25 protein-coding genes are annotated in these 23,911 nt (G+C 60.1%); 14 read left to right on the top strand and 11 right to left on the bottom strand.

Annotated features, from left to right (window positions below):
• Positions 1–8 precede the first annotated feature (8 nt).
• The 8 genes from GOQ25_RS00280 to fliR all read left to right on the top strand — a co-directional run bounded on the left by GOQ25_RS00280 (position 9) and on the right by fliR (position 5,795).
• Entirely contained in the window at positions 9–1,436 is a 1,428-nt protein-coding gene (locus GOQ25_RS00280) for a flagellar hook-length control protein FliK (protein ID WP_160348436.1), read from the top strand.
• Between the two features lie 169 nt (positions 1,437–1,605).
• Positions 1,606–2,097, top strand: coding sequence for a flagellar basal body-associated FliL family protein (locus GOQ25_RS00285; protein WP_160348437.1), 492 nt, complete (start codon positions 1,606–1,608; stop codon positions 2,095–2,097).
• 3 nt (positions 2,098–2,100) lie between these two features.
• On the top strand, positions 2,101–3,117 hold the full coding sequence (gene fliM, locus GOQ25_RS00290; RefSeq protein WP_160348438.1) for a flagellar motor switch protein FliM: 1,017 nt from the start codon (positions 2,101–2,103) through the stop codon (positions 3,115–3,117).
• Positions 3,110–3,604 carry a flagellar motor switch protein FliN gene (gene fliN / locus GOQ25_RS00295; RefSeq protein WP_160348439.1) on the top strand — a complete coding sequence of 165 codons (495 nt, stop codon included), beginning with the start codon at positions 3,110–3,112 and terminating at the stop codon, positions 3,602–3,604. Before fliM ends, fliN begins: the two co-directional genes overlap by 8 nt.
• Before the next feature lie 4 nt (positions 3,605–3,608).
• Positions 3,609–3,953 (top strand): flagellar biosynthetic protein FliO, encoded by a 345-nt coding sequence (fliO, locus tag GOQ25_RS00300; protein ID WP_160348440.1) that lies wholly within the window; start codon positions 3,609–3,611, stop codon positions 3,951–3,953.
• A 56-nt stretch (positions 3,954–4,009) separates the two neighbouring features.
• Positions 4,010–4,714 (top strand): flagellar type III secretion system pore protein FliP, encoded by a 705-nt coding sequence (gene fliP / locus GOQ25_RS00305; protein ID WP_202109277.1) that lies wholly within the window; start codon positions 4,010–4,012, stop codon positions 4,712–4,714.
• Positions 4,715–4,729: 15 nt separating this feature from the next.
• Positions 4,730–4,999, top strand: coding sequence for a flagellar biosynthesis protein FliQ (gene fliQ / locus GOQ25_RS00310; protein ID WP_160348442.1), 270 nt, complete (start codon positions 4,730–4,732; stop codon positions 4,997–4,999).
• Between the two features lie 10 nt (positions 5,000–5,009).
• Complete coding sequence (fliR, locus tag GOQ25_RS00315; protein WP_160348443.1) at positions 5,010–5,795, top strand: flagellar biosynthetic protein FliR; 786 nt, start codon at positions 5,010–5,012, stop codon at positions 5,793–5,795.
• A 61-nt stretch (positions 5,796–5,856) separates the two neighbouring features.
• Here the strand turns inward: fliR and GOQ25_RS00320 are convergent, their stop codons facing one another.
• Entirely contained in the window at positions 5,857–6,342 is a 486-nt protein-coding gene (locus tag GOQ25_RS00320; RefSeq protein WP_160348444.1) for a VOC family protein, read from the bottom strand.
• Between the two features lie 20 nt (positions 6,343–6,362).
• Positions 6,363–6,725: a DUF1428 domain-containing protein gene (locus GOQ25_RS00325; protein ID WP_160348445.1), complete on the bottom strand. Its 363-nt coding sequence runs from the start codon at positions 6,723–6,725 to the stop codon at positions 6,363–6,365.
• Positions 6,726–6,854: 129 nt separating this feature from the next.
• Here GOQ25_RS00325 and GOQ25_RS00330 point away from each other — a divergent pair, with 129 nt between their 5' ends.
• Positions 6,855–7,820 carry a GlxA family transcriptional regulator gene (locus GOQ25_RS00330; RefSeq protein ID WP_160348446.1) on the top strand — a complete coding sequence of 322 codons (966 nt, stop codon included), beginning with the start codon at positions 6,855–6,857 and terminating at the stop codon, positions 7,818–7,820.
• 31 nt (positions 7,821–7,851) lie between these two features.
• Here the strand turns inward: GOQ25_RS00330 and GOQ25_RS00335 are convergent, their stop codons facing one another.
• Together GOQ25_RS00335 and GOQ25_RS00340 are read right to left on the bottom strand one after the other, a co-directional pair.
• Positions 7,852–8,322: a nuclear transport factor 2 family protein gene (locus tag GOQ25_RS00335; protein ID WP_160348447.1), complete on the bottom strand. Its 471-nt coding sequence runs from the start codon at positions 8,320–8,322 to the stop codon at positions 7,852–7,854.
• Positions 8,323–8,393: 71 nt separating this feature from the next.
• Positions 8,394–9,383, bottom strand: coding sequence for a tripartite tricarboxylate transporter substrate binding protein (locus GOQ25_RS00340; RefSeq protein WP_160348448.1), 990 nt, complete (start codon positions 9,381–9,383; stop codon positions 8,394–8,396).
• 582 nt (positions 9,384–9,965) lie between these two features.
• On the opposite strand from GOQ25_RS00340, the gene GOQ25_RS00345 reads away from it, so the two are divergent.
• On the top strand, positions 9,966–10,823 hold the full coding sequence (locus tag GOQ25_RS00345) for a hypothetical protein (RefSeq protein ID WP_160348449.1): 858 nt from the start codon (positions 9,966–9,968) through the stop codon (positions 10,821–10,823).
• Between the two features lie 95 nt (positions 10,824–10,918).
• Here GOQ25_RS00345 and GOQ25_RS00350 read toward each other — a convergent pair whose 3' ends face one another.
• The 7 genes from GOQ25_RS00350 to GOQ25_RS00380 form a co-directional block, all read right to left on the bottom strand.
• Positions 10,919–12,292, bottom strand: a complete 1,374-nt coding sequence (locus tag GOQ25_RS00350) for a methyl-accepting chemotaxis protein (RefSeq protein WP_160348450.1) — start codon at positions 12,290–12,292, stop codon at positions 10,919–10,921.
• Between the two features lie 8 nt (positions 12,293–12,300).
• Positions 12,301–13,539 (bottom strand): flagellar hook-associated protein FlgL, encoded by a 1,239-nt coding sequence (gene flgL, locus GOQ25_RS00355; protein ID WP_160348451.1) that lies wholly within the window; start codon positions 13,537–13,539, stop codon positions 12,301–12,303.
• A 39-nt stretch (positions 13,540–13,578) separates the two neighbouring features.
• The gene (gene flgK, locus GOQ25_RS00360; protein ID WP_160348452.1) at positions 13,579–15,225 is read right to left on the bottom strand and encodes a flagellar hook-associated protein FlgK; all 1,647 of its coding nucleotides are present in this window, start codon (positions 15,223–15,225) and stop codon (positions 13,579–13,581) included.
• Positions 15,226–15,334: 109 nt separating this feature from the next.
• Positions 15,335–16,345: a flagellar assembly peptidoglycan hydrolase FlgJ gene (flgJ, locus tag GOQ25_RS00365; protein WP_160348453.1), complete on the bottom strand. Its 1,011-nt coding sequence runs from the start codon at positions 16,343–16,345 to the stop codon at positions 15,335–15,337.
• Between the two features lie 15 nt (positions 16,346–16,360).
• Positions 16,361–17,464, bottom strand: coding sequence for a flagellar basal body P-ring protein FlgI (locus GOQ25_RS00370; protein WP_202109270.1), 1,104 nt, complete (start codon positions 17,462–17,464; stop codon positions 16,361–16,363).
• Between the two features lie 39 nt (positions 17,465–17,503).
• Entirely contained in the window at positions 17,504–18,193 is a 690-nt protein-coding gene (locus tag GOQ25_RS00375) for a flagellar basal body L-ring protein FlgH (protein WP_160348455.1), read from the bottom strand.
• Positions 18,194–18,339: 146 nt separating this feature from the next.
• A complete protein-coding gene (locus GOQ25_RS00380) occupies positions 18,340–19,095 on the bottom strand; it encodes an IclR family transcriptional regulator (protein WP_160348456.1) in 756 nt (251 codons plus the stop codon).
• An 85-nt stretch (positions 19,096–19,180) separates the two neighbouring features.
• Here GOQ25_RS00380 and GOQ25_RS00385 point away from each other — a divergent pair, with 85 nt between their 5' ends.
• The 4 genes from GOQ25_RS00385 (at position 19,181) to GOQ25_RS00400 (ending at position 23,895) form a co-directional block, all read left to right on the top strand.
• Positions 19,181–20,455, top strand: a complete 1,275-nt coding sequence (locus tag GOQ25_RS00385) for an FAD-binding oxidoreductase (protein ID WP_160348457.1) — start codon at positions 19,181–19,183, stop codon at positions 20,453–20,455.
• A 51-nt stretch (positions 20,456–20,506) separates the two neighbouring features.
• On the top strand, positions 20,507–21,532 hold the full coding sequence (locus GOQ25_RS00390; protein WP_160348458.1) for a dipeptidase: 1,026 nt from the start codon (positions 20,507–20,509) through the stop codon (positions 21,530–21,532).
• Between the two features lie 27 nt (positions 21,533–21,559).
• On the top strand, positions 21,560–22,534 hold the full coding sequence (locus tag GOQ25_RS00395) for a tripartite tricarboxylate transporter substrate binding protein (protein WP_160348459.1): 975 nt from the start codon (positions 21,560–21,562) through the stop codon (positions 22,532–22,534).
• 113 nt (positions 22,535–22,647) lie between these two features.
• Positions 22,648–23,895: an FAD-binding oxidoreductase gene (locus GOQ25_RS00400; RefSeq protein ID WP_160348460.1), complete on the top strand. Its 1,248-nt coding sequence runs from the start codon at positions 22,648–22,650 to the stop codon at positions 23,893–23,895.
• The last annotated feature ends 16 nt before the right edge of the window (positions 23,896–23,911 follow it).

Genomic DNA, 23,911 nt, shown 5'->3' on the forward strand with positions numbered 1-23,911 from the left:
ACGCAACCATGACCACTGTCTCTCCTCCCCTAGCGGTTGTCCCGAACGCCCCTGCGGCGTCGCCTTCGCACACGGGCAATCATGCAGATGCGAGTCACTATGGGTTTACTCAGCTCTTTGACCAATTGCGTGTACGACAAGACGATGCGAATGCCGCGCGGCAAAGCGAGCGCGGCAATGAGGACAACGCTGAGGACCCCGCTTTGACTGCCGCTGAAATCGCTGACGGCGCGGAGTTTGTAGAAGTGGCAGACGACGCCATACCCGAATTCGCGTCAGAGCAACAGGATGAAGCCGATGTCTCGGCGGCCGTCAACTTGACTGCCGTTATGGGGCCTGGTGAGGCCCAAATAGCAGGTGGACGCGAGCTACCCGCCCCTGCCACGACACTGTTGGACACGGCTCAAAGCAGGAACGCCGACGGCCGCTGGTCACCGGACGCACCGCATAAACCGGCTATCGACAACGCTCAATGGAACCTGACGACGACGGCATCGGGCTTATCCGAGAGCGCTCTCCAAAACGCTGGCCAATCACCTTCCGCGCACCCACCTCAGACCCAGGCGCTCGCGACTGACCCGATGTCAGCCGCATCCGAGTTGCCTCTGGGTCCGGCTGTGACCGGATTCCTTCATCAGACACAGCGAGAGCTTCGTCCTAATGAAACCCTCGCGCGTACGGTCAAAGCCGCCAAGCAGCTCGGGCGCCAACTGCCCGCCGACGGCATATCCGCCAGGGCAATCCGACAAGACCCCGACACGCCCAAACTGGATCTCCGGACGCGGAACTTTGTCAACACACTGGAAGCTTCCGTCGCGTTGAACCGGAATTTTGCGCGGAACACGGCCGCCGAGCAGAGCGCCGTCGCGCCAGCGGCCGCGTCCATGGCAAACGCGGATCTGGCCTCCGCGGCGACAGCCATGGCGAGCCAACCGGCCACGAGCAATGTCTTCGGCACGCCCTCTCAAGTCGCCTATCTTGGCGTGAACACCCCGGTGCTCCATCCCGCCTGGGCGCAGGCCATGAGCCAGCAGGTGCTCGCTTTCTTGAAAATGGACGAATCGGGCAACCAAATCGCCCAACTGCGCCTGGATCCGCCCGAGCTTGGGCCGCTGCGAGTCGCGATCGCGATTAAGGACGGTGTCGCCACGGCGAACTTTGTCTGCGCCAACTCGGCCGTGCGCTCGGCCGTGGAGCAGGCGCTGCCCGAGCTCGCATCTCAGTTACAGGACGCCGGCCTGTCCTTGGGCCAATCCAGTGTGGGCGAACATGAGTCGCGCGAATACGCGGATGCTCAGGGATCATCTGGCGGAGAGGCCCCCGGGGCGCCTACGGACAACCGAGCAAATGGCGTGGCAAACACCTCCGCCGACGACCTGACGCCGACACACTCGGCCAAACGCCAGGCCCTCGGTCTGATCAATGCCTACGCCTAGGGACCGGCTAGCGACGAACAAGCCCGCGCTGGCAACGCGTTAGACCGCCCAGGCAAACGCCAAAGAAAGGGAGTTTTTCCGGCGTTTTTCCCGTCCATACAAATACCTGGCTTCATTCACAATGCACACCATCGAATGAAACCATTCACCTTTCCGCCACGTTAGCCGTATGGACAAAGAGAAGAAATCAGCAGGATTTGGCAAGACACTGATGGTCGCACTGGTCGGCCTGTGCGTCGGTGCTGGTGGCTTCTGGTTCTATACGCAAAGCAACGCCAAGCCGATCGCCGCGCTGTTTGAAACCAGCGCGAAGCCCGCGGAAGAGGCCGCGCCAGCCCTGCAGTACGAGCCGATCTTTCTGGACATCGATCCGTTTACCGTGACGCTTCGCAATAGCATGGAGTCGCGCGTGGTTTATACCAGCATGACGCTGCGTATCGCCGACGAAAGCAGCAAAACGCGTCTGATGAAGTATTTGCCCGTGGTGCGTAGCCGCATTCTGACCGAGCTGAACAACATGGACCCCTCGGCGTTGAGCGACCGCGCCGAGCTGGACAAGCTGCGCGAGCGCATCAAAGTCACCGTGGCCGCGCCGATCTCGCCGGAACCGAATCCGCAACGTGTTGACGAGGTGCTGTTCACGTCGTTCATGGTGCAGTAATCCATGTCGTACGAGAGTTTTCTTTCGCAGGCCGAAGTCGACGAGCTGCTGGCTACCGTCTCCGGCGATGAGCCTAAATCGGGGGACACGCCACAGACGCCGTCGCTAGACGGCGTACGCGCCTATGACCTCAGTTCGACCGACCGCGTCGTACGCCGGCGCATGCAGACGCTGGAACTCATCAACGAACGATTCGCTCGTCGTCTGCGCCATGTGTTTCTGAACTTCATGCGCCGCAACGCCGATATCTCGGTGGGCCAGATACAGGTTCTGAAATACGCCGAGTTCGAGCGCAACCTGCCGGTGCCGAGCAACCTGAACATGGTCAAGCTCAATCCGTTGCGGGGCGTGGCGCTCTTTGCCTTCGATCCGATGCTCGTGTTTCTCATCATCGAGAGCATGTTCGGCGGCCAGGCGCGTAGCAACACCCGCGTCGAGGGCCGGGACTTCACGGCGACTGAGCAGCGCATCATCCGCCGCCTGCTCGATCACACGCTGGCCTGCTACACGCAGGCATGGGAAGGCATTTATCCGCTGGAATACGCCTACGTCCGCTCGGAAATGCACACCAAGTTCGCCAGCGTGACTAGCGCGCACGAGGTGGTCGTGGTCACGCCGATACGGATCGAATTCGGCTCCATGGGCGGGTCGTTGAACGTCTGTCTGCCCTACTCGATGATCGAGCCGATCCGCGGGCTGCTGACCAATCCCTATCAGGAAAGCGGCGAAAGCTCTGCCGACTCGCGCTGGTCCAAACAAATGTCGAATCAGATTCGGCAAGCGCAGGTGGAACTAGTGGCGCAATTCGCCGAGCTGAACTTATCGCTGGGCGATCTGATGCGGCTGGAAAAAGGCTCGATCATTCCATTTGAACTGCGCGAATCCATCACCGCCTTTGTCAATGGCGTACCCGCATTGAAATGCGGCTACGGCACGTCCAACAAGCACTACGCGCTAGAGGTGCAGGAGCACCTGCAAGCCCCCTCTTTCGATTATCTGTCCGAGAACCAAGATGTCTGATCTCAACGAAACGCAAATCAGCGCCGACGACGTCGACGAGGCGTTCAATGGTGCCGCCGCCACGGCGAATCAGGACGCGATGAGCGAATGGGAGCAGGCATTGGCCGAGCAAGCTCAAGCGAGCGCCCCGGCGCCGGCCGAGCCAGCCGCCACGGTCACCCCGCCCGCACAAGTCTTCAAACCCTTGGACGCGGCTGCCGGAGCCAAGCTCGGCGAGGGCTTCGACATCGATATGATTCGCGATATTCCGGTGCAGCTCAGCGTCGAGCTGGGCCGTACCCGCGTCACGATTCGCGAGCTGTTGCAGCTGAATCAAGGCTCTGTGGTCGAACTGCAAAACCTCGCTGGCGAACCCATGGATATCTATATCAATGGCTACCTCGTCGCGCAAGGCGAAGTCGTGGTCGTGGGCGATAACTACGGCGTACGCCTGACCGATATCGTGACGCCTTCGGAACGCCTGTCCCGTCTGGCCGCCAAACGGTAAGACGATGGACTCCCTCGCGCTAGCACGCATTTTCCTAGCGCTGCTGTTTGTCGTAGCGCTGATCCTCGCCTGCGCCTGGCTCGCCCGGCGTAACGGCGTGCGCATCGCCGGAGCGCCGCACACCGCACTGACCGTAACGAACCGGGTATCGGTGGGTCCACGCGGCATGCAGGTAATGGTGGTGGAGGTGGAAAACCAACGCCTCGTGCTGGGCGTCACGCCGGGCTCGATCAATGTGCTGCACACCTTGCCGCCACACGCGCCTGGCGAGGCGGCGCCCGCCCCGGCCACCTCGGCCCCCGCGACGTTCCAATCCATACTTCGCAACCTCTGCGGACGAAAAGCATGAGTTGCGCAAACTCTGGAAAGCACTTGGCCGTCAGCCTGCTGTTTATCGGCCTGCTGATGCTGCCCACCAGCGCCATCGCGCAAGCAGCGGTGCCCGCGTTGACCATGACGCCCAACGGCAACGGCGGCGAAACCTACAGTCTGAGCATGCAAACGCTCATTCTGTTGACGTCGCTCACCTTCCTGCCGGCCGCGCTGTTGATGATGACGGGTTTTACCCGGATCGTGATCGTGCTGGGCCTGTTGCGGAACGCTATCGGCACGCCCACCGCGCCGCCCAATAGCGTCCTGATCGGTCTATCGCTGTTTCTGACGTTCTTTGTCATGTCGCCGGTGATGGATCAGATCTATGAAAACGCCTATAAACCACTAAACGACGGCGCCATCACGTTCGAACAAGCGATCGAAGCGGGCGGCAAGCCGCTGCATAAGTTCATGATCGAACAGACCCGCGAAACCGATCTGCTGCTCTTTGCCGATATGGCCGGGATCACCGAGGTATCCGAGCCCGAGGCCGTCCCGATGCGCGTCTTGATTCCGGCGTTCGTCACGAGCGAGCTCAAGACGGCGTTCCAGATTGGTTTTTCGATCTTTATTCCCTTTCTCATCATCGACCTGGTCGTGGCCAGCGTGTTGATGGGCCTGGGCATGATGATGGTGCCGCCGGTGACGATCTCGCTGCCCTTTAAGCTCATGCTTTTTGTACTGGCCGATGGCTGGCATTTGTTGCTGGGTTCACTGGCACGCAGTTTCTATCAATAAACAGGGACGATTGAAATGAATTCCGCCACCGTCATGAGCATGACGTATGAGGCGATGCTGCTTGCCCTCTCGATGGCCGGGCCGCTGTTGCTCACTACCCTGGCCGTCGGTTTGATCGTCAGTATTTTTCAGGCGGCGACCCAGATCAACGAGATGACGCTGTCGTTCATCCCGAAACTACTGGCCGTCGGTATCGTCCTGGTGTTGACCGGACCCTGGCTTATCGGCCTGATGGTCGACTATATCGAGGCGCTGTTTATTTCCATCCCAAAGATGGTCGCCTGACCGTCAGGCCATGATCGAATTCAACCTGGATCAACTCTACGGCTGGATCGGTGCATTTATCTGGCCGTTTTTTCGGATCGCGGCGTTTGTAGGGACGGCACCTGTCGTCGGTGATTCGGCGGTCCCCATCTATGTCAAGGTGGCCTTGGCCGCGATTCTTAGCTTCGCCCTGGCCCCTCTGACAGGCGACATTCCTGTTATTCCCCTGGGCTCTCTCGCCGCCATCGGCGTGATGGTGGAGCAGATTCTGATTGGCATGGCACTGGGCCTTGTGATGCGCTTTGTCTTCGGCGCGGTCATCATGGCCGGCGAGCTGATCGGGCTGCAGATGGGCTTATCGTTTGCCTCGTTCTTTGACCCGGCCAGCGGTGGCAATACCAGCGTGATGGCGCGCCTGCTCAACGCCTTGGCGATACTGGTGTTCATCGCCGTCAACGGGCATCTGGTCATGCTGTCGGGGCTGGGCCGCACGTTCGAGATGCTGCCAATCGACGGGCCGCGCCTCGATTTAAACGGCATCGGTGTGGTGGTGGAGTTCAGCGTGACTTTGTTCACGATGAGCGTGGCGCTGGCATTGCCCATGGTGATCGCCCTGTTGGCCATCAATCTGGCCATGGGGATACTGAACCGCACCGCGCAGCAGCTCTCCGTGTTCGCCGTCGGTTTCCCCATTACGCTCACGGTCAGCCTGATGTTGCTGACGGTATTCCTGCCGCAGATCAATGATTTTCTGGACCGCCTGTTCCTCGATGGCTATACCGCGATGAGCGAGGTCGCCCGGGGCTTTGGACGCTGAAATCGACCATTGGCGCGATAACATAGCCCCAGGCCGCTCAACGGTTCCGGCGTGAGACGCGTTATGGGCCGTCAAAAGACGACAACTGCGCGAATGCAGCCTTCATGTTCTCCTCGATCTGGGCCTGCGTCAGCTCCTGGCGGTGGGTGGCCACTGACCACTTGTGCCCCAACGGATCCGTCAGCTGTCCGTAACGGTCTCCCCAGAACATATCGGCAGGCGGCATGGTGATGGTCGCTCCGGCGGCCTGTGCTTGCGCCATCACCGCATCCACATCCTCGACATAGAGGTGCAAAAGCACGGGCGATCCTTTTAACGCGCCCGGCCCGAGGCCGCCGCACTCGGGAAATGCATCGGCCAGCATCAGCGCAGAATCGCCGATGCGCAGGCACGCATGCGCGATGCGGCCGTCGGGGGCTTTCAGCCGCGCTAATTCAATCGCATCAAAAGCACGGACATAGAACGCGATCGCCTCGGCGGCACCCTCGCAAACCAGGTGAGGCGTCAGACTATGCATTCCGTCGGGTATGGGTTTTACTCTGGTCATATCAAGCTCCGCAGCGGCACTCACGCCTGGACGAGCGTACGAAATCCGCCCCAAGCCATGCGCGCCATATCCACTACATCCTTGCACTCTTCCGGATTGAGACGCGGGTCGGCCATCACGGCGGCATTGATGCGATCGCGTTCAGCTTTTGAGGGATACACAATCCAGGCGAATATCACGACGTCGTTCTCCCCCGCCCTAGCCGCCTGAGTAAACGAAGCGAATTGCGGGTCTGCGTTCAAATCGTCGGCCACGCACTCTCGATAATCCAGCGCGCCGTACTCCTTCCAGATGTCCCCCGCGCGGCTGGCCATGGCCCGGTAAGCATCCAATTTGGCTGAGGGTATGGCAAGCAGGAAGCCGTCAACGTACTGTTCAGTCATGGCACATTCCCAGATAGGTGACCGCTAGGCCGAAGGACCCAATGTAGTGGGAATCGCGCCCCCCGACGACGGGGATTTGCGACATTTTTGCAGGTGGATCGCGACAGTCGCCCGCAGTATGCTGCGTGTATGAAAAACGTCGCCTTTCTACTGCCTGGCGCGGCCAACATCGCGGCGCTGGAGAACGCGCGCCAGGGCTTCATGGTCGCCAATCAGTTTCGGCAAGCACAGGGCCTCGCTCCGCGGTTCGCGGTGCGCCTGTTGGCGTCGACTCCCGAAGTCCGGCTGGACCAGGGCCGTATACAGGTCCAGGTCGACGCCGTGCTGGAGGATGCCGGTCCGGTGGATATCTGTATCGTTCCGCCACTGCTCGCGCCCGGGCCGGAAGCGATCGCCGAGGAGGCAGCCATGATCGCGTGGCTGGCGCGGCACTACAAGGACGGCGGCGAATTGGCCTGCCTGTGCGTGGGCGCGGCCTTGCCAGCCGCCGCGGGCCTGCTGGATGGCCGTCAGGCGGTGGTCCACTGGGCGGCCCAGGCGGCCTATGCCCAGTGGTTTCCCAAGGTGCAGTGGGTATGCGACCGCATCGTCAAAGAGGAACGTGGCCTGTACACCAGCGGCGGAGCCTTTTCGGCCGCGCACCTGGTTCTACATCTGATCGAAAAATATTCGGACCGCGACACCGCGATCTGGTGCGCGAAGTTCTTTCAGCTGGATTGGAGCCGCCATACCCAGTTGCCGTTTGCCGTCTTCATGGGGCACAAAGCCCATCACGATGAGGCCGTACTGGCGGTCCAACAGCATATCGAATCGCGTTATGTCGAGAAGCTGACTGTCGACGCATTGGCGAGACGCCACGCCATGGGCCGTCGTACCCTGGAGCGACGCTTTCGTCAGGCCACGGGCACCAGCATCGTGGAGTATCTCCAGCGCACCCGCATCGAAGCCGCGAAAAAGCATCTGGAAAACTCGCGTAAAACCGTGGCCGAAGTGATGTACGAGGTCGGGTATAACGACAGCAAGGCGTTTCGCGGGATATTCGTCAAATACTGCGGCATGTCGCCGGTGGCTTATCGCGAACGATATCTTTTATAAGCACCGGCGATGCATGGCTATAGAATGGCCGCTATTTGGTGGGAGGCTCCAACAATTGTTCGTTGCTGCCACCCTTGAACATCGCAGTGATGACGTGCTTGCGCATGCGCCACACGCCGTCCTGGCATTTGACGAATTCGCACTCTTCATCCGCCACCATGATGGGCGCGGCGGCTGGCAATACCGGCACGCCATCGGCGGCGTATACACTCAAGGCCGCTTTCACCGTTGCCACATCCGGGCCGTGCAACGTCACCCGCACATTGCTCATCAGGTGGCGGATCAGGCGCGCGCCCCTGGCATTACGGAATTTGTAATAGTCCAGGATCGGCTCATGGCCTTCCCAACGATGACTCAGCATTTGATACACGCAGTCTTCGGTATAGAAGTCGGCCGCTTGCATGGCATCGGTCTGGTCGATTAACCACCAGTAATCGACAAGCCGTTCTTGGACGGTATATTTTTCAATGATCTCGTTGCTGAGCTGATTACTACGTTCCACAAAACACCTCTACTGTTTGAACTCTCGGCGACACGCCGATGTACCGGCTCGGCGTGCTCACGACGGCTGGTTTATTGCTGCAGCACAATGTTGGAGCTTTTGGCGACCGTTCCCCACTTCTGGCGTTCAGCCTCCAGGAAGCTACCGAACTCGGCGGGGCTACGTACCAGGATCACGGCATCGGAAGCATCCATGCTGGCTTTGAACTTCGGATTCGCTGTCCCTTCGCGAAGGGCGGCGTTCAAGCGCGCGATGACCGGCTCGGGCGTGCCCGCGGGTGCGACGATGCCATACCAAAGCGCGACGTCGTAATTTTCAATACCCAGTTCCGAGGCCGTCGGAACCTCGGGCATCTTGGGTGAGCGCTGCGGCGACGTGATAGCCAATAGCCGGACCTTGCCGTCGCGCGCGAACTGCTCGCTGGTCATCAAGGTGGTCAGGATCATATCGACGCGGCCGCCCATCACGTCCACCAGGCCGGGACCCGTCCCTTTGTATGGGATGTGCGTCATTTCCGTGCCGGCTTTCGAATTGAATAATTCAACGGCGAAGTGGCCGGTACTACCGGTGCCCCACGACGCATAGGACAACTGCTTGGGATTCTTTTTCGCGCGTGCAACGAACTCCGCGAGGGATGGATCGCCGGTTTCGCTATTGACGGTGACGAAAAGCGGGACCGACACGATCGAGCCGACAGGTGCAAAGTCCTTGTCAGCCTTGTAGCGCAGATCTTTATAGACGTTCGGGTTGATCGCCAGAGTTTCGGCGGAGGCCACCATCAGCGTATAGCCGTCAGCGGGTGCTCGGGAGACGTATTCGGCGGCAATGATGCCGTTCGCGCCGGGCTTGTTCTCGACGATGACTGACTGCCCCAGCACACTGCTCATTTGCTCTGCGGTCAGACGCGCCATGGAGTCTGTAAAGCCGCCCGGGACAAAGGGCACGATGAGCTTGACGGGTTTTTCAGGAAACTTCGGTTCCGGTTGCGCGGCCTTCGCGGGAAGTCCGATGGTGGTGACTGCTGCGCACAACATCCCAAGGATGAATAACGACTTTTTCATACTCCACTTTCCTTAAAGGCGTGGCCCGTCGACCTATAACGGCCACTACGTCAGAGAAACTTTGGACTGCGTTATTGCGGTGATCTGCACTGCGGCGATCCATAAACATTCCACGCCGTCAGAGTTGAAAGCTGCTGAGAAAATCAGTATTCCTTATCGAACAGCGATATCCTGCTTCTGTTATACGATATTTAGCTTCAAACGCCTACGTTTTGTCAACAAATTGGCGAGAGCGGGCGTGGGGCATTTGCCCTCATTGACTTTTCGTCGGAGCGAGATCTTTTGCGCCGGCACGATGGGTGGACGAGGTGTGCGTCAGCTCACAGCACGTCCAGGTACCTCAGGCGTGCTAGCCCCGCCTGCGGGAGTGCGTCGCAAGGCGACAGGGGCTCCAAGGAACCTATTGGTTTTTCGGGGCACTCACTTCGTTCCGGCACGTTCGAACAACCATTCCGTCGCCCGCCATCTATGCCAGATAAGCAGCGCACGCTACACACCGGCACAAGCCGCAGCGCAGTAAATCAGCACGACCCCGAGTTCGAAGCCTATGTCGCCAGGATGCAGGCTCGGCTGCTTACCTGCGTGGCCGACAATGGCCTTTTCCAAGCTGATACGGAAGGGCTTTATGACGCGTTTCTCACGGGATTTCCACCGGAGGACCGCCGCTATCACGACTGCAGCCTATGCCGGCGATTTTTCGAGCGCTACGGCGGCCTTGTCACCATCGACAAACAGGGTAAAACCCGCTCAGCGCTCTGGAACGTCGCGGATGCGCCAGCCCAATATCGCGAGTCGGTGCAGCAGGTGTTAAGCCTTATTCAAGAGGCAGGTGTGCGCGGACCCTTCTCCTACACCGACACATCGTGGGGCGTACCCTTGGCCGGCGGTTGGCAGCATTTCGCGTTGACCGGGCCGGACGCGCTGATTCACAAATCGACCGTACAAACCGCTAATCAACGAATGGCGACGGCGCGCCGTGACTTTCGCGTCCTGGCCGATGCCCTGCGCATGTTTGATTCGGCTGCCGCCACACAAGCCGTGGCGCTGTTAAAGACGGATTCGCTCTACCGGGCGCAGCGAATCCTGGAAATGGCGCAGTGGTTCGCCGATCTGCACGTCGCGCTACGGGGCGAACGCGGCAAAGTCCGCGACAACTTATTGTGGCGCGCGGTGGCCAGTGCACCGGCCTGCTTTTGCCACGTGCGAAACACGATGCTCGGCACACTGCTCCAAGACATCGCCCATGGCATACCCTTGGACGCGGTGGCTTCGCGCTTCGCCCAAAGAATGCATCCGCTGCGCTACCAACGCCCACAATGCGCGCCAACAGAAGGAAATATCGCGCAGGCCGAAAAACTGGTGGAGAAGCTTGGCATCGCCCGATCTTTGAAACGCCGTTACGCACGACTTGAGGAGATCCGGACGTTATGGACGGAATGACGACGGAATATCGTCTGGACCGATGGGATTGAACGCGATTACCCTTTTAACAAGCTGCCCGGGCGATCGACGACGAATCGTGCGCCTCTATCCGATCAAAACGACTCCCACTCATCCATCGCCGCATGATTGCCAGTCACCGGGCTCATGATTTTTGCGTTGGACGGTGCCGTGGCTGAGGTATCGGGCGCGCTGGTAGCTGGCGTAGCGGTTGGCGTGCGTTGTTCTTTCCGGGGGGCCGCCGAAGATGCTGCCGCCTCACGAGGGCTGCGCTTGGAGGCCTTGGTTTTCGGCTTGGCCACGGATTCGCCTTTCTCGGAACGCGACGTCGCTTGCGAGGACGCCATCGCCACTTTGCCGCCGCCGATCAAACCCAACGCTTTATCCTTCAACAAGATCGCCTGGTTGCCCGCCTGCTGCACCAGACCCGCGTTGCGCTGCATCACGTCGTCCATCTGCGACACAGCCTGATTGATTTGATCGATACCGCTGGCCTGCTCGTTCGATGCCGAGGCAATCTCGCCCATGATGTTGGTGACCTTGCCGATCGAATCCACGATGTCGCTCATGGTACGCCCTGCATGCTCGACGAGCGCATGGCCGTTTTCCACTTCGTTAGTGGCCTGATCGATCAGCGTCTTGACTTCCTTGGCGGCTTGCGCGCTGCGCGAGGCCAGGTTTCTGACTTCGGATGCGACCACCGAGAATCCCTTGCCCTGCTCGCCGGCACGCGCTGCCTCTACCGCGGCATTCAAGGCCAGGATGTTGGTCTGGAACGCGATGCGATCGATGACGGACACGATTTCCGAGACCTTGCGCGAATGGGTGCTGATGCCATCCATGGTCTGAACGACCTCTTTCATGACTTCGCCGCCCTTTTGCGCGACTTCCGACGCGCTACGCGCCAGGACATCGGCCTCGCGGGCGTTGTCGGCGGTCTGCGTCACCGTGCTGGATAGCTCCTGCATGCTGGCGGCGGTCTGTTGCAAAGCAGAGGCTTGATCTTGCGCACGCGATCCCAGATCGATGGTGTGCTGAACGATGGTATCCGACTGCGTGGCAATCTCGCCCAAGGCGGCTCGCCATTGCTCGAGCGCACGGGTGTGCGCTTGGGCCAGTTCGTTCACGCTTTCCTGCAAGCTAACCCAGTTTGCCGTGGGCTCTTGTCCGCCATGCTTGCTGGTTGCCTGCAGCGGTTCGAGCAACGCGGCATGCAGCCGCTTTAATGGAACAAGAAAGGCCTGCCTGAGATAACAGGCCAGGCCGGCCGAGGCCAGCACGATGAACGCAATGGAAAGGCCGACATACCATGCCGCGCGCGCCTGCGCGTCGTTAGCCGCAGCAGCGGTTCCCGCGTCGGCGACCGTTGCGCCTTCCTGCCCGAGTAAACCGGCGAACGCCACTAACAGCACGAAACCACTGGCTAGAAAGGCCGCCACCACGACCGCAATACTTTTACGCACTGACATAGGAACCACTAGCGATTAATGAGGAACATGCTGAGGGATTGAATCTTCTTGAATGCGAGCGACGCGGCCTCCAGGCCGGAGCGACGCATTTCCAGATTCATCGTCGAGGTGTACAGATCCAGATCCTGCAGGCGTGACAGCTCGCTGGCATAGCCCAGCCCGCGTTGCTCGCCGCTGGCATCGAGCATCTCGATCTCGCTCAATCGGGCGCCCAGGGACGAGCGGACGGTGAGTACGGCGTTGTAGTTCGCGTTGATGCGCGCTGACGACTCGGACATGACGTTGCGCAGGTTGGCTGCCGCCACCGGATCTCCCGATGTCGGCGTGGCCAGCGCGGCGGCGAGTTTGTCCAGGGTATCGAAGATGTTTACGTCCTCGCCCTGAACGGACCGGACCTCGAAGCGATCGCCATCGGCCGGATCACCCGCCAACTGCACGTCCATGCCACCCGGCAGGGTGAGTCGCTTGGCACCCGCGTCGTACGCCGTAGGCCCGAAGGGGCCATCGACGAGCTCGCCCGCCTTATTGAATACGGTGATCGTATGCTGTGCGGGTTCGCCGGCGAACTCGATCACAAAGTCCATGCCCACGTTCGCCCCGTTCGGATCGGTGATCACGGCGTCGGCAATATGCGCGGTCCCACGATTCGCACTGGCAGCCGAGGTGATATAGGTACGATCGCCAGGTGAAGCCGTCATGAAGAGGGTTTTGCCGTCGTCGGCCGTACTGACCTGGCGCGTCTGATCGATCTGAACCAGACGTTTGCCCTGATCGCCTTGCCATTGCACCTGGCCACTGCTGCTGGCGTTAAAAGGCACGCGGGTGCCTTGATAGCCCGAGAACAGGTACTGCCCGTTGCCATCGGTGGCATTGGCCAATGCCAACATATTCTCTTTGAGGTTGCTGAAGACGGACGCGAGCGTCTCGCGGTCAGCGTCGGACATCGTGCCGTTACCGGCCTCGGTCAGCCGAGTCTTGATTTCCACCATCAGGTCCGTGACGGCATTCAAGGTGTTTTCTTCCAGCGCCAGGTTTTGGCTGGCCACCACGCGGTTATCGGCCAGACGCTCGTTCAGCGACTTGGATTGCGAAACATTGATCGCCTGTGCCGCTGCCAGCGGGTCATCGGCCGGCGTGACCATGCGGCGTCCGGAGCTGATTTGCTGATAGACCTGCAACAGCTGCGTCTGCTGTTTGCCAATGGCGTTGATCCCGGACTGATAAAACTGATTGGTGCTGATACGCATGGTGAATGCCTACTCTTGTATCGATTTGGCCGGAGCGCGTTAAGCGCGGATGCCGATCAACGTGTCAAACAGCGAAGCGCTGATTTCGATCAGCTTGGAAGCCGCCACATATTGTTCTTGGAACCGGTCGAGGTTCACGTATTCCTCATCGAGGTTGACGCCCGACACGGCTTGCTGCGCCGAGTAAGACTGCTCGATCAAGGCGGCCTGAGCCTTGGCTTCTGCGCTGTTTTGTTGCGTATGAACGGCGACCTTGTTGACGATCTGCGAGTACGACTCGTTGAAGTTCATCGTGCCCCCGCCCAGGATCTTGGCGGTCTGTAACGCTGCCAAAGCGAGCATGTTGTCGCCGTTGGCCGAGCCGCCTTCGAGCGAGGCGGCCGCGAACTGGTCGGGAGTGGCGAGGGCCACTTGAAGCTTGCCCCCGGCGTCACGCGTGGGCATAAGCTTCCAGCTGTCGCCCGCCAAGGGGGCACCACCGACCGAAACCGTCATGCCATCGATCTGCGCGTTATCGAGCGATGCACCGAAAAATACCTGCACATCGTCGGGCTGACGCGTCACGCGGAAATTGGCGCCATCGAATTTAATGTCGTAGTCCGAAGCGCGTAAATCGCCAGCGCCATCCGGATTAATGGAGGCGGTCAGTTGGCCCGTACCGCGGTTTTGCGCATTGGCAACCTGATCGGGCTGGCCGAACAGAAACATCGGCGTCCCAGGCTTACCCGTTAAATCCAGACCCTGAATCTGCTGGGCATTCATGGCAAGCGCAAGGCCCGTTGCCAGCTGCCCCAGCTGGCGTTGCACAGCATCGAGATTCTCGTCGCGATAGGTCAGCAGTCCCGCCAGCGAGCCACCCTGGATCAAACCAGCGTCCAACTCGATCAGCGCCTCGCCGTTGCCTGCTGGCACGCTGACGTAGACCGACATGTTGCGCGGGTCTGCGTCCGACGGCTTTGCGGTCAAGCCATAGGCATCGGCACCGGACACCACCAGCTGGCCGTTGCCGATGGTCAGGGTGTATTGACCGTTGTGTTCGAGCACATTGACCCTGGCCAACAGATTCAGGTCGGCGACCTCTTGATCGCGCTGATCGAGCAAATCGTTCGGCACCTGGCCAGTTGAACCTTTCGCGATCTCGATCTGCTTGTTCAGCTCGGCCACGCGATGCAGATGCGAATTAATCTGCGTCACGACGGTCTGGACCTGGCCATTCACATCGTTGCGCTGATTATTCAGAAAGGTGTTCATCTCATTGAACTGACCCACCATGCTCTGCGTGCGGCCCAATAACTCCTGGCGTGCCGCCGGATCGGCGGGCGTGCTCGCCACGGCCTGAATCCCGTCGAAAAACTTCTGCATGGCGGGCGAGATGCCAACCGTGTTGTCCGCGATCAGATTGTTGATCTGACCGACTTGATTGCCATAAGCCGCCAGCATTGCGCCCTTGCTCTGCGCGCTGACAAACTGGTTGCTCAAAAATGTGTCATACGACCGACGTACCGTATCGATCTGCACGCCGCGTCCGAGAAAGCCACCGCCCGTTGCCGTCGCGCCCGCCGTCGAGACAATGACCGACTGGCGGCTATATCCCGGCGTATTGGCGTTGTTGATGTTATGCCCGGCCGTGATCAGGCGAGCACGCGCGGCGTTCATGGTGGACAAGCCAAGTTGGGACAGGTTCATGGTTTTCTCTATACGTCTGGGGGGCATGCCAGCCGCTGAGGAGACGGCCGACACACCTACTACTCTTTATCGGCACCGATCCGGAAAACTTTAGCCAGACCGCATGCGTTTATTGTGTCGGCTTGAAATACGCCATGATTCCGATGAGCTTTTCAGCATATTGGGGGTCTGTGGCGTAACCGGCTTTCTGTACCTCGATGGCCGCACGCTGCGCATTCGGTGCTTGTTTTACGGCTTCGTAGCGCGGGTTTTCGGTGAGCAGCCGTGCGTAGTCGTGCAAGGACTCTTCATACGAGTCATAGGCCCGGAAAGGCTGCACGACTTTGCGCGGTACGCCATCGACAAACTCGGTGGTCGTGACATTCACGACCTTGCCATTCCAATTGCCGGTGGCCTTGATGCCAAAGAGGTTATGGCTAGGTTGGCCGTTTTCGCTGCGTATCTCGCGTTGGCCCCAGCCGGATTCCAGCGCCGCCTGACTGAGAATCAACTCGGTGTGAATACCACTTTTCTGTGCCACTGCGGCCGCGGCGTCGCCCATTCTGCGTACAAAGGCCGAGACCTTGTCCGCCGCGTCTTGTACCGGTTCGATCCGAGAGACGATGCGCTTGGCCGTGCTGACCGTTTTTTGTACGCCGTTTTCCAATAGATCGAGCAACTCCGAAATCGAGCCCGCCACATTGGGGCCATCCAGCGGCATACTGGATCGATGCTGCGGCAACCGAGTCGATTTGCCTACGACGGGGTCAACGGGCTTGGATTCGCCTGACGCCTGCGGCTTGTTGACGTTCATCAGCTCGACGAGCGCGGCGGATAACCCCATGCCTTGGCCCGACGCCAGTTCCAGGGCCATTTGCTCGTCGCCCATGCTCTGGATCATCTTGGTCTGATCGCTATTCCACAGGCCGCTATCTAGGCTACTTTGCCTAGCTTGCTTTAGCAGCTGTTGGATGAATAGCGCCTCGAACTGCCGAGCGACCGCCAGCTCGCTCTCTTTGCTGTTGGCGGAGGGATCGTCGGACAGACCTTTCTTGATCTTATCCAACGTGCTCGTGTCAAAGACAAAGGACGCGCCCCTGCCCGCAGTGCCAGGGCGTGGCGTGTAAGGCGTGAAAGACATACGACGAAAACTCGCTTAGATAATTTCGAGATCAGCGCGCAGCGATCCGGCGCTCTTTAGCGACTGCAGGATCGATAGCAATTCCTGCGGAGAAGCCCCCAGCGAATTGAGCGCCTTGATCACATCGGTGAGTTTGACACTGGTTTTGACTTCCTTAAGCTTGCCGGGTTGCGATTCCATGCCGATACGCGTGGTGGGTGCTACCACCGTCTGGCCGCCCCCAAAGGGCGTATCGGGTTGCGATACGGCCACGCTCTGGTCGATGACCACGGACAGACTGCCATAGGCGACCGCCGCCTGATCGAGCGTGACGGTCTGATTCATCACCACCGAACCCGTACGCGCATTGATAATGACCTTGGCGCGTGCTGCCGCGCGTTTGACATCGATGTTCTGCAAGCGGGCCAGGAATGCCCCTTGGTTTTGCGCGTCGCGCGGCGCCCGCACCTCGATTACGCGACCATTGGCCGCCATGGCGGTATTGGGCCCCATCGCGACATTGATGGCATAAACAGCGTTCTCCAGCGTGCCGAAGTCGGTATCGTTGAGCTCCAGACGGATGATGCCGTCCCGGTTGACCTGGGTGGGAACGGTGCGTTCGACCACCGCGCCATTGGAGATGATCCCCCCATTTAGCTGGTTGACCTGCACGCTGGAGCCACCGGCTTGCGCGCCGGCGCCACCCACCAGAATGTTGCCTTGCGCGAGCGCATACACCTGATTGTCGGCCCCCTTTAAAGGCGTCATCAGCAGCGTGCCGCCGCGCAGGCTCTTGGCGTTCCCCATGGAGGACACCACCACATCAATATTTTGACCGGGCTGTGCGAAGGCCGGCAATTGGGCGGTCACCATCACGGCAGCCACGTTCTTGAGCTGCATATTGGTGCCCTGTGGCAGCGTCACGCCCAGCTGCGAGAGCATATTGGTCAGACTCTGCTGGGTAAACGGCGTCTGGCGCACCTGATCGCCACTGCCATCCAGCCCGACCACCAGTCCATAGCCGACCAACGGATTGTCGCGCACGCCCTGGATGCTGGCCAGGTCCTTTAGCCGTTCGGCATAGGCGGAGGGCGCGCCCAATAACGCGAGCCCTGCGATCAAGGCGACAGCGATCCGCATGACTCGATTCGGTTGCGATGCAATCATGGCTCTGTGCCTTTAGAACGGAGAAATATTCAGGAAAAAGCGCTGCAGCCAGCCCATTTCCTGGACCTCGGCCATGGTGCCTTTGCTGCGGTACTCGATCCGCGCATCGGCGACCTGCGTAGACAGCACCGTATTCGAGCCGGTAATCGATCGCGGATCCACCACGCCCGAGAAGCGCACATACTCGCTGCCGCGATTAATCGCCATTTCCTTATTGCCGGCAATTTGCAAATTGCCGTTGGACAATACGGCGATCACCGTCGTCGTGATGGTGCCGCTGAAGTTATTCGCCGCGCTTGACGATCCCTTGCCTTGGTAGTCGTTATCGCCCGACATCTCAAAGGACTGATCCGGGCCCATGCCAGGCGGGAAGAATTTCGGTACGGCGTCTAAGCCTAGCGATGCGCTGCCGTCGCGATTGGTCGTGGTCGAGACGTTCTTGGCCGCATTGGTTTTTTCCTGGATCACCACGGTCACCACATCACCGACGTTGCGCGGGCGACGATCCTCGAACAGCGGGAAATTACCGTAAGACGTGGGCTGAAAAATCGAACCGTTGGGCTCGCTTTGCGCCGCCAGCGCTTGCGGCGACGGAGGCGCCGCCGTCAACGGCCCGGTGACGACAGGTTCTGGCGGCACCAGTGCGCAGCCGCTTACGATAAGACATGCGCCAAGGACCAGAAAGCTGACGAGACGGTTCATTCCAGATCGAGAACAAAGCTTGGGGAGGTAACGATTGTAGAAATCGCCCCCGCTCTGCGATCCGATGAACAAGGCCGCAAAAGGCCGGTAGTTTACGGTTCTAACCGGTAAGCGCGGCCTCGCAGGTGGCCGGACCGCGCGTGGACTTATCGGCTGATGGCGCGTGCGGCCTCGACCACCAAGGGCCCCAATTCCGCCCGCGCGCGCTCGAGTGTCCAACGCAGTTTGGGTACGGAAATATTGATCGACGCGATGGGTTCGCCGTCCTGCCCCTTGATCGCGGCGGCGACGTTGATATCGCCCACATAGAAGGCTTCGTCGGCGTAGGCGTATAGGTCCGCTCGCGCTTGCTGAATCAGCCCGCGCAGATCGTCAACACTCATGCCCGGCTGCACTTCCGTATGTGTCGCCGCCAGCGCAGCCAGCTTTTCCTCGAGCGCCGCGCCAGGCAAGGCGGACCAAATCGCGCGGCCCGAGGCGGTGGCATGACACGGCAGCCGCGTGCCCACCGGCATATACAGCGGAATGGTTTTAGCGGGCGCGACCCGCATGACAAACACCATATGATTGCAGTTGTCAGGCACCGACAGGTTCACCACCTCTCCGCATGCCTGGTTCAACTGATGCATCACGGAATGCGCTTGCTGTAGCAAGGCTCCGGATCGCAAATAGCTATACCCCAAGCCCACGGCCTTGACACTGACACGATATCGCTTGGTTTGCGGATCCTTCGTCAGATACCCCGCATGCTCGAGCGTATAAGCAACGCGCTGTGCCGAGCCGAGCGTGATGCCCGCGACGTTCGCGATCTCTTGCAGCCCTAGCGTTTCGTAATCGCGAAAGCACTCTAGTACGGACAAACCTTTTTCTAACGACTGGATAAGCAGAGCTGGATTCGCCATGGGTCAATTCCTAATTGCGCTACACAGCACTATACAGGTATAAATATATCGAATAACAAATTAATTTATCGAAGAGCGATAGTTCATGTCAAATTTTCGAGCACCGGAACAGCTTCCGTCCTCGGTCGAGGTGGCCATTATCGGCGGCGGGATCATAGGCGTGTGCACCGCCTACGCACTGGCCAAGGAAGGTCTGCGGGTAGCGCTGTTCGAAAAGGGCCGCATAGGCGCCGAGCAGTCGTCGCGCAATTGGGGCTGGGTGCGAACACTAGGCCGTGACCCGGTCGAGGTGCCGCTGGCCATGCGCGCCAAGCAACTGTGGCAAGACATCCAGGCACAGAAAGATGTCGGCTTTCGTACAACCGGGATGTTGTATCTGCAGGAGACCGACGCCGATATGCAGCAGCACTATCGCTGGCTGCAAAGTGTGCGCCAATATGGAGTGGAGGCCAGCCTGATCGAGGCTTCCGCGCTGTCGTCGCTGATCCCCGCCTCGCCGCGCGGCTGGTCTGGCGCGATGTACAGCGCGTCTGACGGCGTGGCCGAGCCCACCGTGGCCGCGCAGCGCATCGCAGAACTCGCTCAAGACGCCGGCGCCCTCATCTTCGAGAACTGCGCCGTGCGGGGGATCGAACAAAGCGGCGGCAAACTCAGCGCCATCGTCACCGAGCGCGGAGTCGTCACGGCTCCGTCCGCCTTGCTCGCAGGGGGAGCCTGGTCACGGCTCTTCTGCGGCAATATGGACGTCGAGTTCCCACAACTCAAAGTCCGCGGGTCGGTGTTACGCACCACCGCCCTGCCCGAGGGCCCCACGGCCGCGATCAACGGCAAGAACTTTACGTGCCGCAAGCGCAGCGACGGGGGCTACACCATTTCCCAATTCGGGGCATCGATGGCGGATCTGGTCCCGGACAATTTCCGCCTGATGGGGCATTTCCTGCAGACCTGGCTGCGCAATCGCGATTTTGTCCGGCTGCGTATTGGCAAACGGTTCTTTGAAGAGCTCGCCACGCCTCGTCGCTTTGCGCTAGACCAGGTGAGCCCCTTCGAGAAGACACGAATTCTGGATCCTAAGCCCTCGAAGCTGGGGCTTAAGCAAGCATGGCGCAATGCCACTCAGGCATTTCCCATCCTAGGCCAGGCGCAGGTCGCGCAATCTTGGGCCGGATATATGGATGTCACGCCGGATGCATTGCCTGTCATCTCTGCCGTGGACACCGTACCCGGTTTCTACCTCGCCTCGGGCTTTTCCGGTCACGGATTCGGCATTGGCCCGGCTGTCGGAGAGGTCATGAAGGATCTGATCATGGGCAATCGGCCCGCCATCGATATGGGCGCATTCCGCCTGGGCCGCTTTTAATCAATCTACTGTCGGGGACCATCCCCCGTCCGCATAGCAGGAGTTATTTTTATGACCACATCATCCGAAGCCTTGCACCGCAACTCCGTTGTCATCGACGGCCTGGTCTTCTTCAGCGACGGCGACACTCGCGACATGTTGGCCGGTGGCGTCAGCGCAATTAACCTCACCGTCACCGAAATGAGCGCCGGCTTTGAAGAGGCGTTGCGTGATGCCGTGACCTGGCGCGAGCGCGCGTTGGATCCTTCCAGCTCCTGGGTGTTGGTCGAACAAACCGAGGACATCGTACGCGCCAAGCAACAGGGCAAGCTGGGACTCATCATGGGCTGGCAAAACGCCAAGCCGCTGGGCGACCAGATCGATCGCGTCAAACTGTTCCACACCCTGGGTCTGCGTGTCATTCAGCTGACCTACAACGAGGCCAACCTGATCGGCGACGGTTGCCTGGAAAAGCGCAATGCGGGCCTGTCCATGCTGGGCATCGAAATGGTGAAAGAAATGAATCGCGTCGGTATCGCGATCGATCTGAGCCATTGCGCACCGCAAACCTGCCTGGATGCCGCACAACATAGCACCAAGCCCGTGTTGCTCACGCATGCCAACGCCAACGCCATCATCGTGCGCCCGCGTAACAAATCCGACGACGTGATCCGCGCCGTGGCCGATACCGGCGGCGTGATTGGTTGCAGCATCCACGCCTATCTGCTCTGGCGCGGCAAGGCCGGTCAGCGTCCGACCATGGAAGACTTCGTCGCCAACATCAAGCACATCGGCAATCTGGTCGGCTACGAGCATGTCGGCATCGGCACCGATTATCCGTCTGTCGAAACGTACGAAGCCGTGCGTCACGTCATGGTCATGTCGCGCACCAAGTACGCTGCCTCGGGCGGCGACTTCTCCAGCGCGTTTGGCGATGTGATGGAAGCGCGCTATCCCGTAGAAATCCCCACCCCCGCTCAGTTCCCCCGCATTACCGAAGCGTTGGAACAAGCCGGCTTGACCGCTGGCCAGATCGAAGGCGTGCTCGGAGGCAATTTCCAGCGCGCATTCAACGACATCTGGTCGGTTGCGAAATAGTCCGCGCAGCAACCCTAAGAGGAATGTATGAAGCTGTTATCGAAATGCCTTGCTAGTGTGATCGCCGTCTCGGCCCTGTTTGCCGCGGCCCCTGCCGCTGCGAATGACGCGTACCCGAACCGCCCGATACGATTGATCGTGCCGTATAACGCCGGCGGTTCCACCGATATGGTGGCGCGCCGTCTGGCCGAACTCTCGGAACCCATTCTCGGCCAAACCATCATCGTGGAAAACCGTGGCGGCGCAGGCGCTACGCTCAGCTCCAAGGCAATGGTTGGCGCCAAGCCCGATGGCTATACATTGGGCGTGATCCTCAGCCCGACGCTGCGCATGCCGCACATCGCGGATGTGGGCTACGACCCGTTGAAGGACTTCACTTACATCGTGGCGCTGGCTGGCTACACCGTGGGTGCGGCCGTCCTGGCAGACTCGCCGTTCAAGACCTTCTCGGATCTGGTGGAGTACGCCAAGGCCAATCCCGAAAAGATTACCTACGGTACCGCGAGCGTAGGCAGTTTCTCCAACGTGATGATGGAAGAAACCGCCTCGCGTCACGGCATCAAATGGCGGCACATCCCCTTCAAGGGCGAATCCGAAGTGATCCCGGCGGTCGTGGGTGGCTTCCTCGACGTGTATGCGGGCTCGACCACGGTATTGCCCATGGTCAACTCCGGCAAAATGCGCATGCTGGTGACCTGGGGCGCAAAGCGTGCGCCGCAGTTCCCCGACACGCCCACGTTGGAAGAAGTTGACGGTACGCCGCCGATCTTTGCTCCCATGGGCATCATCGGCCCCAAGGGCATGGACCCCGCGGTCGTCAAAAAACTGCATGATGTGTTCAAGCAGGTCGCTGACACCCAAGCGTTCAAGGACGCGCTGTTTCAGTTCGGCATGCAAGAGAACTACATGAACACCGAGGACTACGCTAAATACGCCGGCGAGCAGTTTGCGCTGGAAGGCGAGATCGTCAAGAAGCTAGGCTTGGCGGAAAACAAGAAGTAAGCCGTGGGCTGAAGGAGAGTTCCGTCTGGGCCAACTGGCGCGGAACTCTCCCACCGCAGCGCGCCTGCGGCGGATCCATCTATAAAGCAGTTTCTACACCGCGCAACGAGAGTATGAGCGAAGCCTTACGAGTTGGAGTGATTGGCGCGGGCATCGTCGGGCTTTCGACCGCGCTATGGTTGCAGCGTGCCGGCATTCGGCAAGTCACGCTGATCGACCGTGCGGCCCCAGGCAGCGGCACGTCTTTCGGCAACGCCGGCGTATTCGCGGAGTTCTCACGCGTGCCGTACACGAGCTGGAAGCAGCTCAAACAACTGCCCTTCGCATTGCGCGACAAAACAAGCCCCATCGCCGTGCGGCGCGACTACTTGCCCAACCTATGGCGCTACGCCACCGAGTTTGCCAGGGCCTGTACACCATCGCGGTTCGAGGCGGGCTGTGTCGCGCTGACTCAACTGCAGCAGACGGCATCGGACGACACCTATACGCTGGTGACGATGACAGGGGCTACTTCACTCGTGCGCGACGATGGGGTGCTCTCGCTCAGTTCGAGCGCCGAAGGACTCGAACGAGCGCTCGCGGGCCATATAGGCCTGCGCGAGCGCCTGGGCGCGCACGCCATGCGCTTGAATGCGGCGGACGCAGCGGCCATGGAGCCGGGCATCGGCCCCTTTCATGCGGGTGGCGTCTACTACCCAGATGCTCGCTTTACGCTAGACCCGCATGCCCTTTGTGTCCATTACGCCGAGCACTTCGTCAGCCAGGGCGGCCAATTTTTGCAGGCGCAAATCCATACCATCAATGCGTCTCGCGATAGCTGCTCGCTCATGGCCGACGGAAGGTCGCATGCATTTGACCATGTGATCGTGTGCGCCGGCGTCGAGGGCGCGCGGTTATCCGCCGGCTTGGGGTGTCGACTACCTCTCGTTAGCGAACGCGGCTACCACTTGATGCTCGACGGTGCCACCGTGCAGCTCAACCGACCGGTGGCATGGTTGGAGAAATCGGTATACCTCACGCCCATGCGCGGTGGTATCCGCGCGGCCGGCATTGCGGAATTTGCCTCGCCCGATGAGCCTCCAAATGAGGATCTGTACGCGCTATTGGAAAACGACGTCGCCACCATGTTGGGCAAGCGCTTGAAGGTCTTGTCCAAATGGATAGGCGCTCGTCCCTCCATGCCCGATTCGCTGCCCATCATGGGGCGCGTGCCCGGCCAACCCGCCGTTACACTGGCGCTGGGGCATGGTCACCTGGGTTTGACCTTTGCCGCCGTCACGGGGCGCATGGTCGCGGAAAGTGTGGTCGCGGGACGGGATACCGTTGAGATGCGACCATTCACGCCTGCCCGATTCTCCTGATGGCGGTGTCGTTTGG

The sequence above is a fragment of the Bordetella sp. 15P40C-2 genome (assembly GCF_009763235.1).
In the GTDB taxonomy this organism is placed as follows: Bacteria; Pseudomonadota; Gammaproteobacteria; order Burkholderiales; family Burkholderiaceae_B; genus Bordetella_A.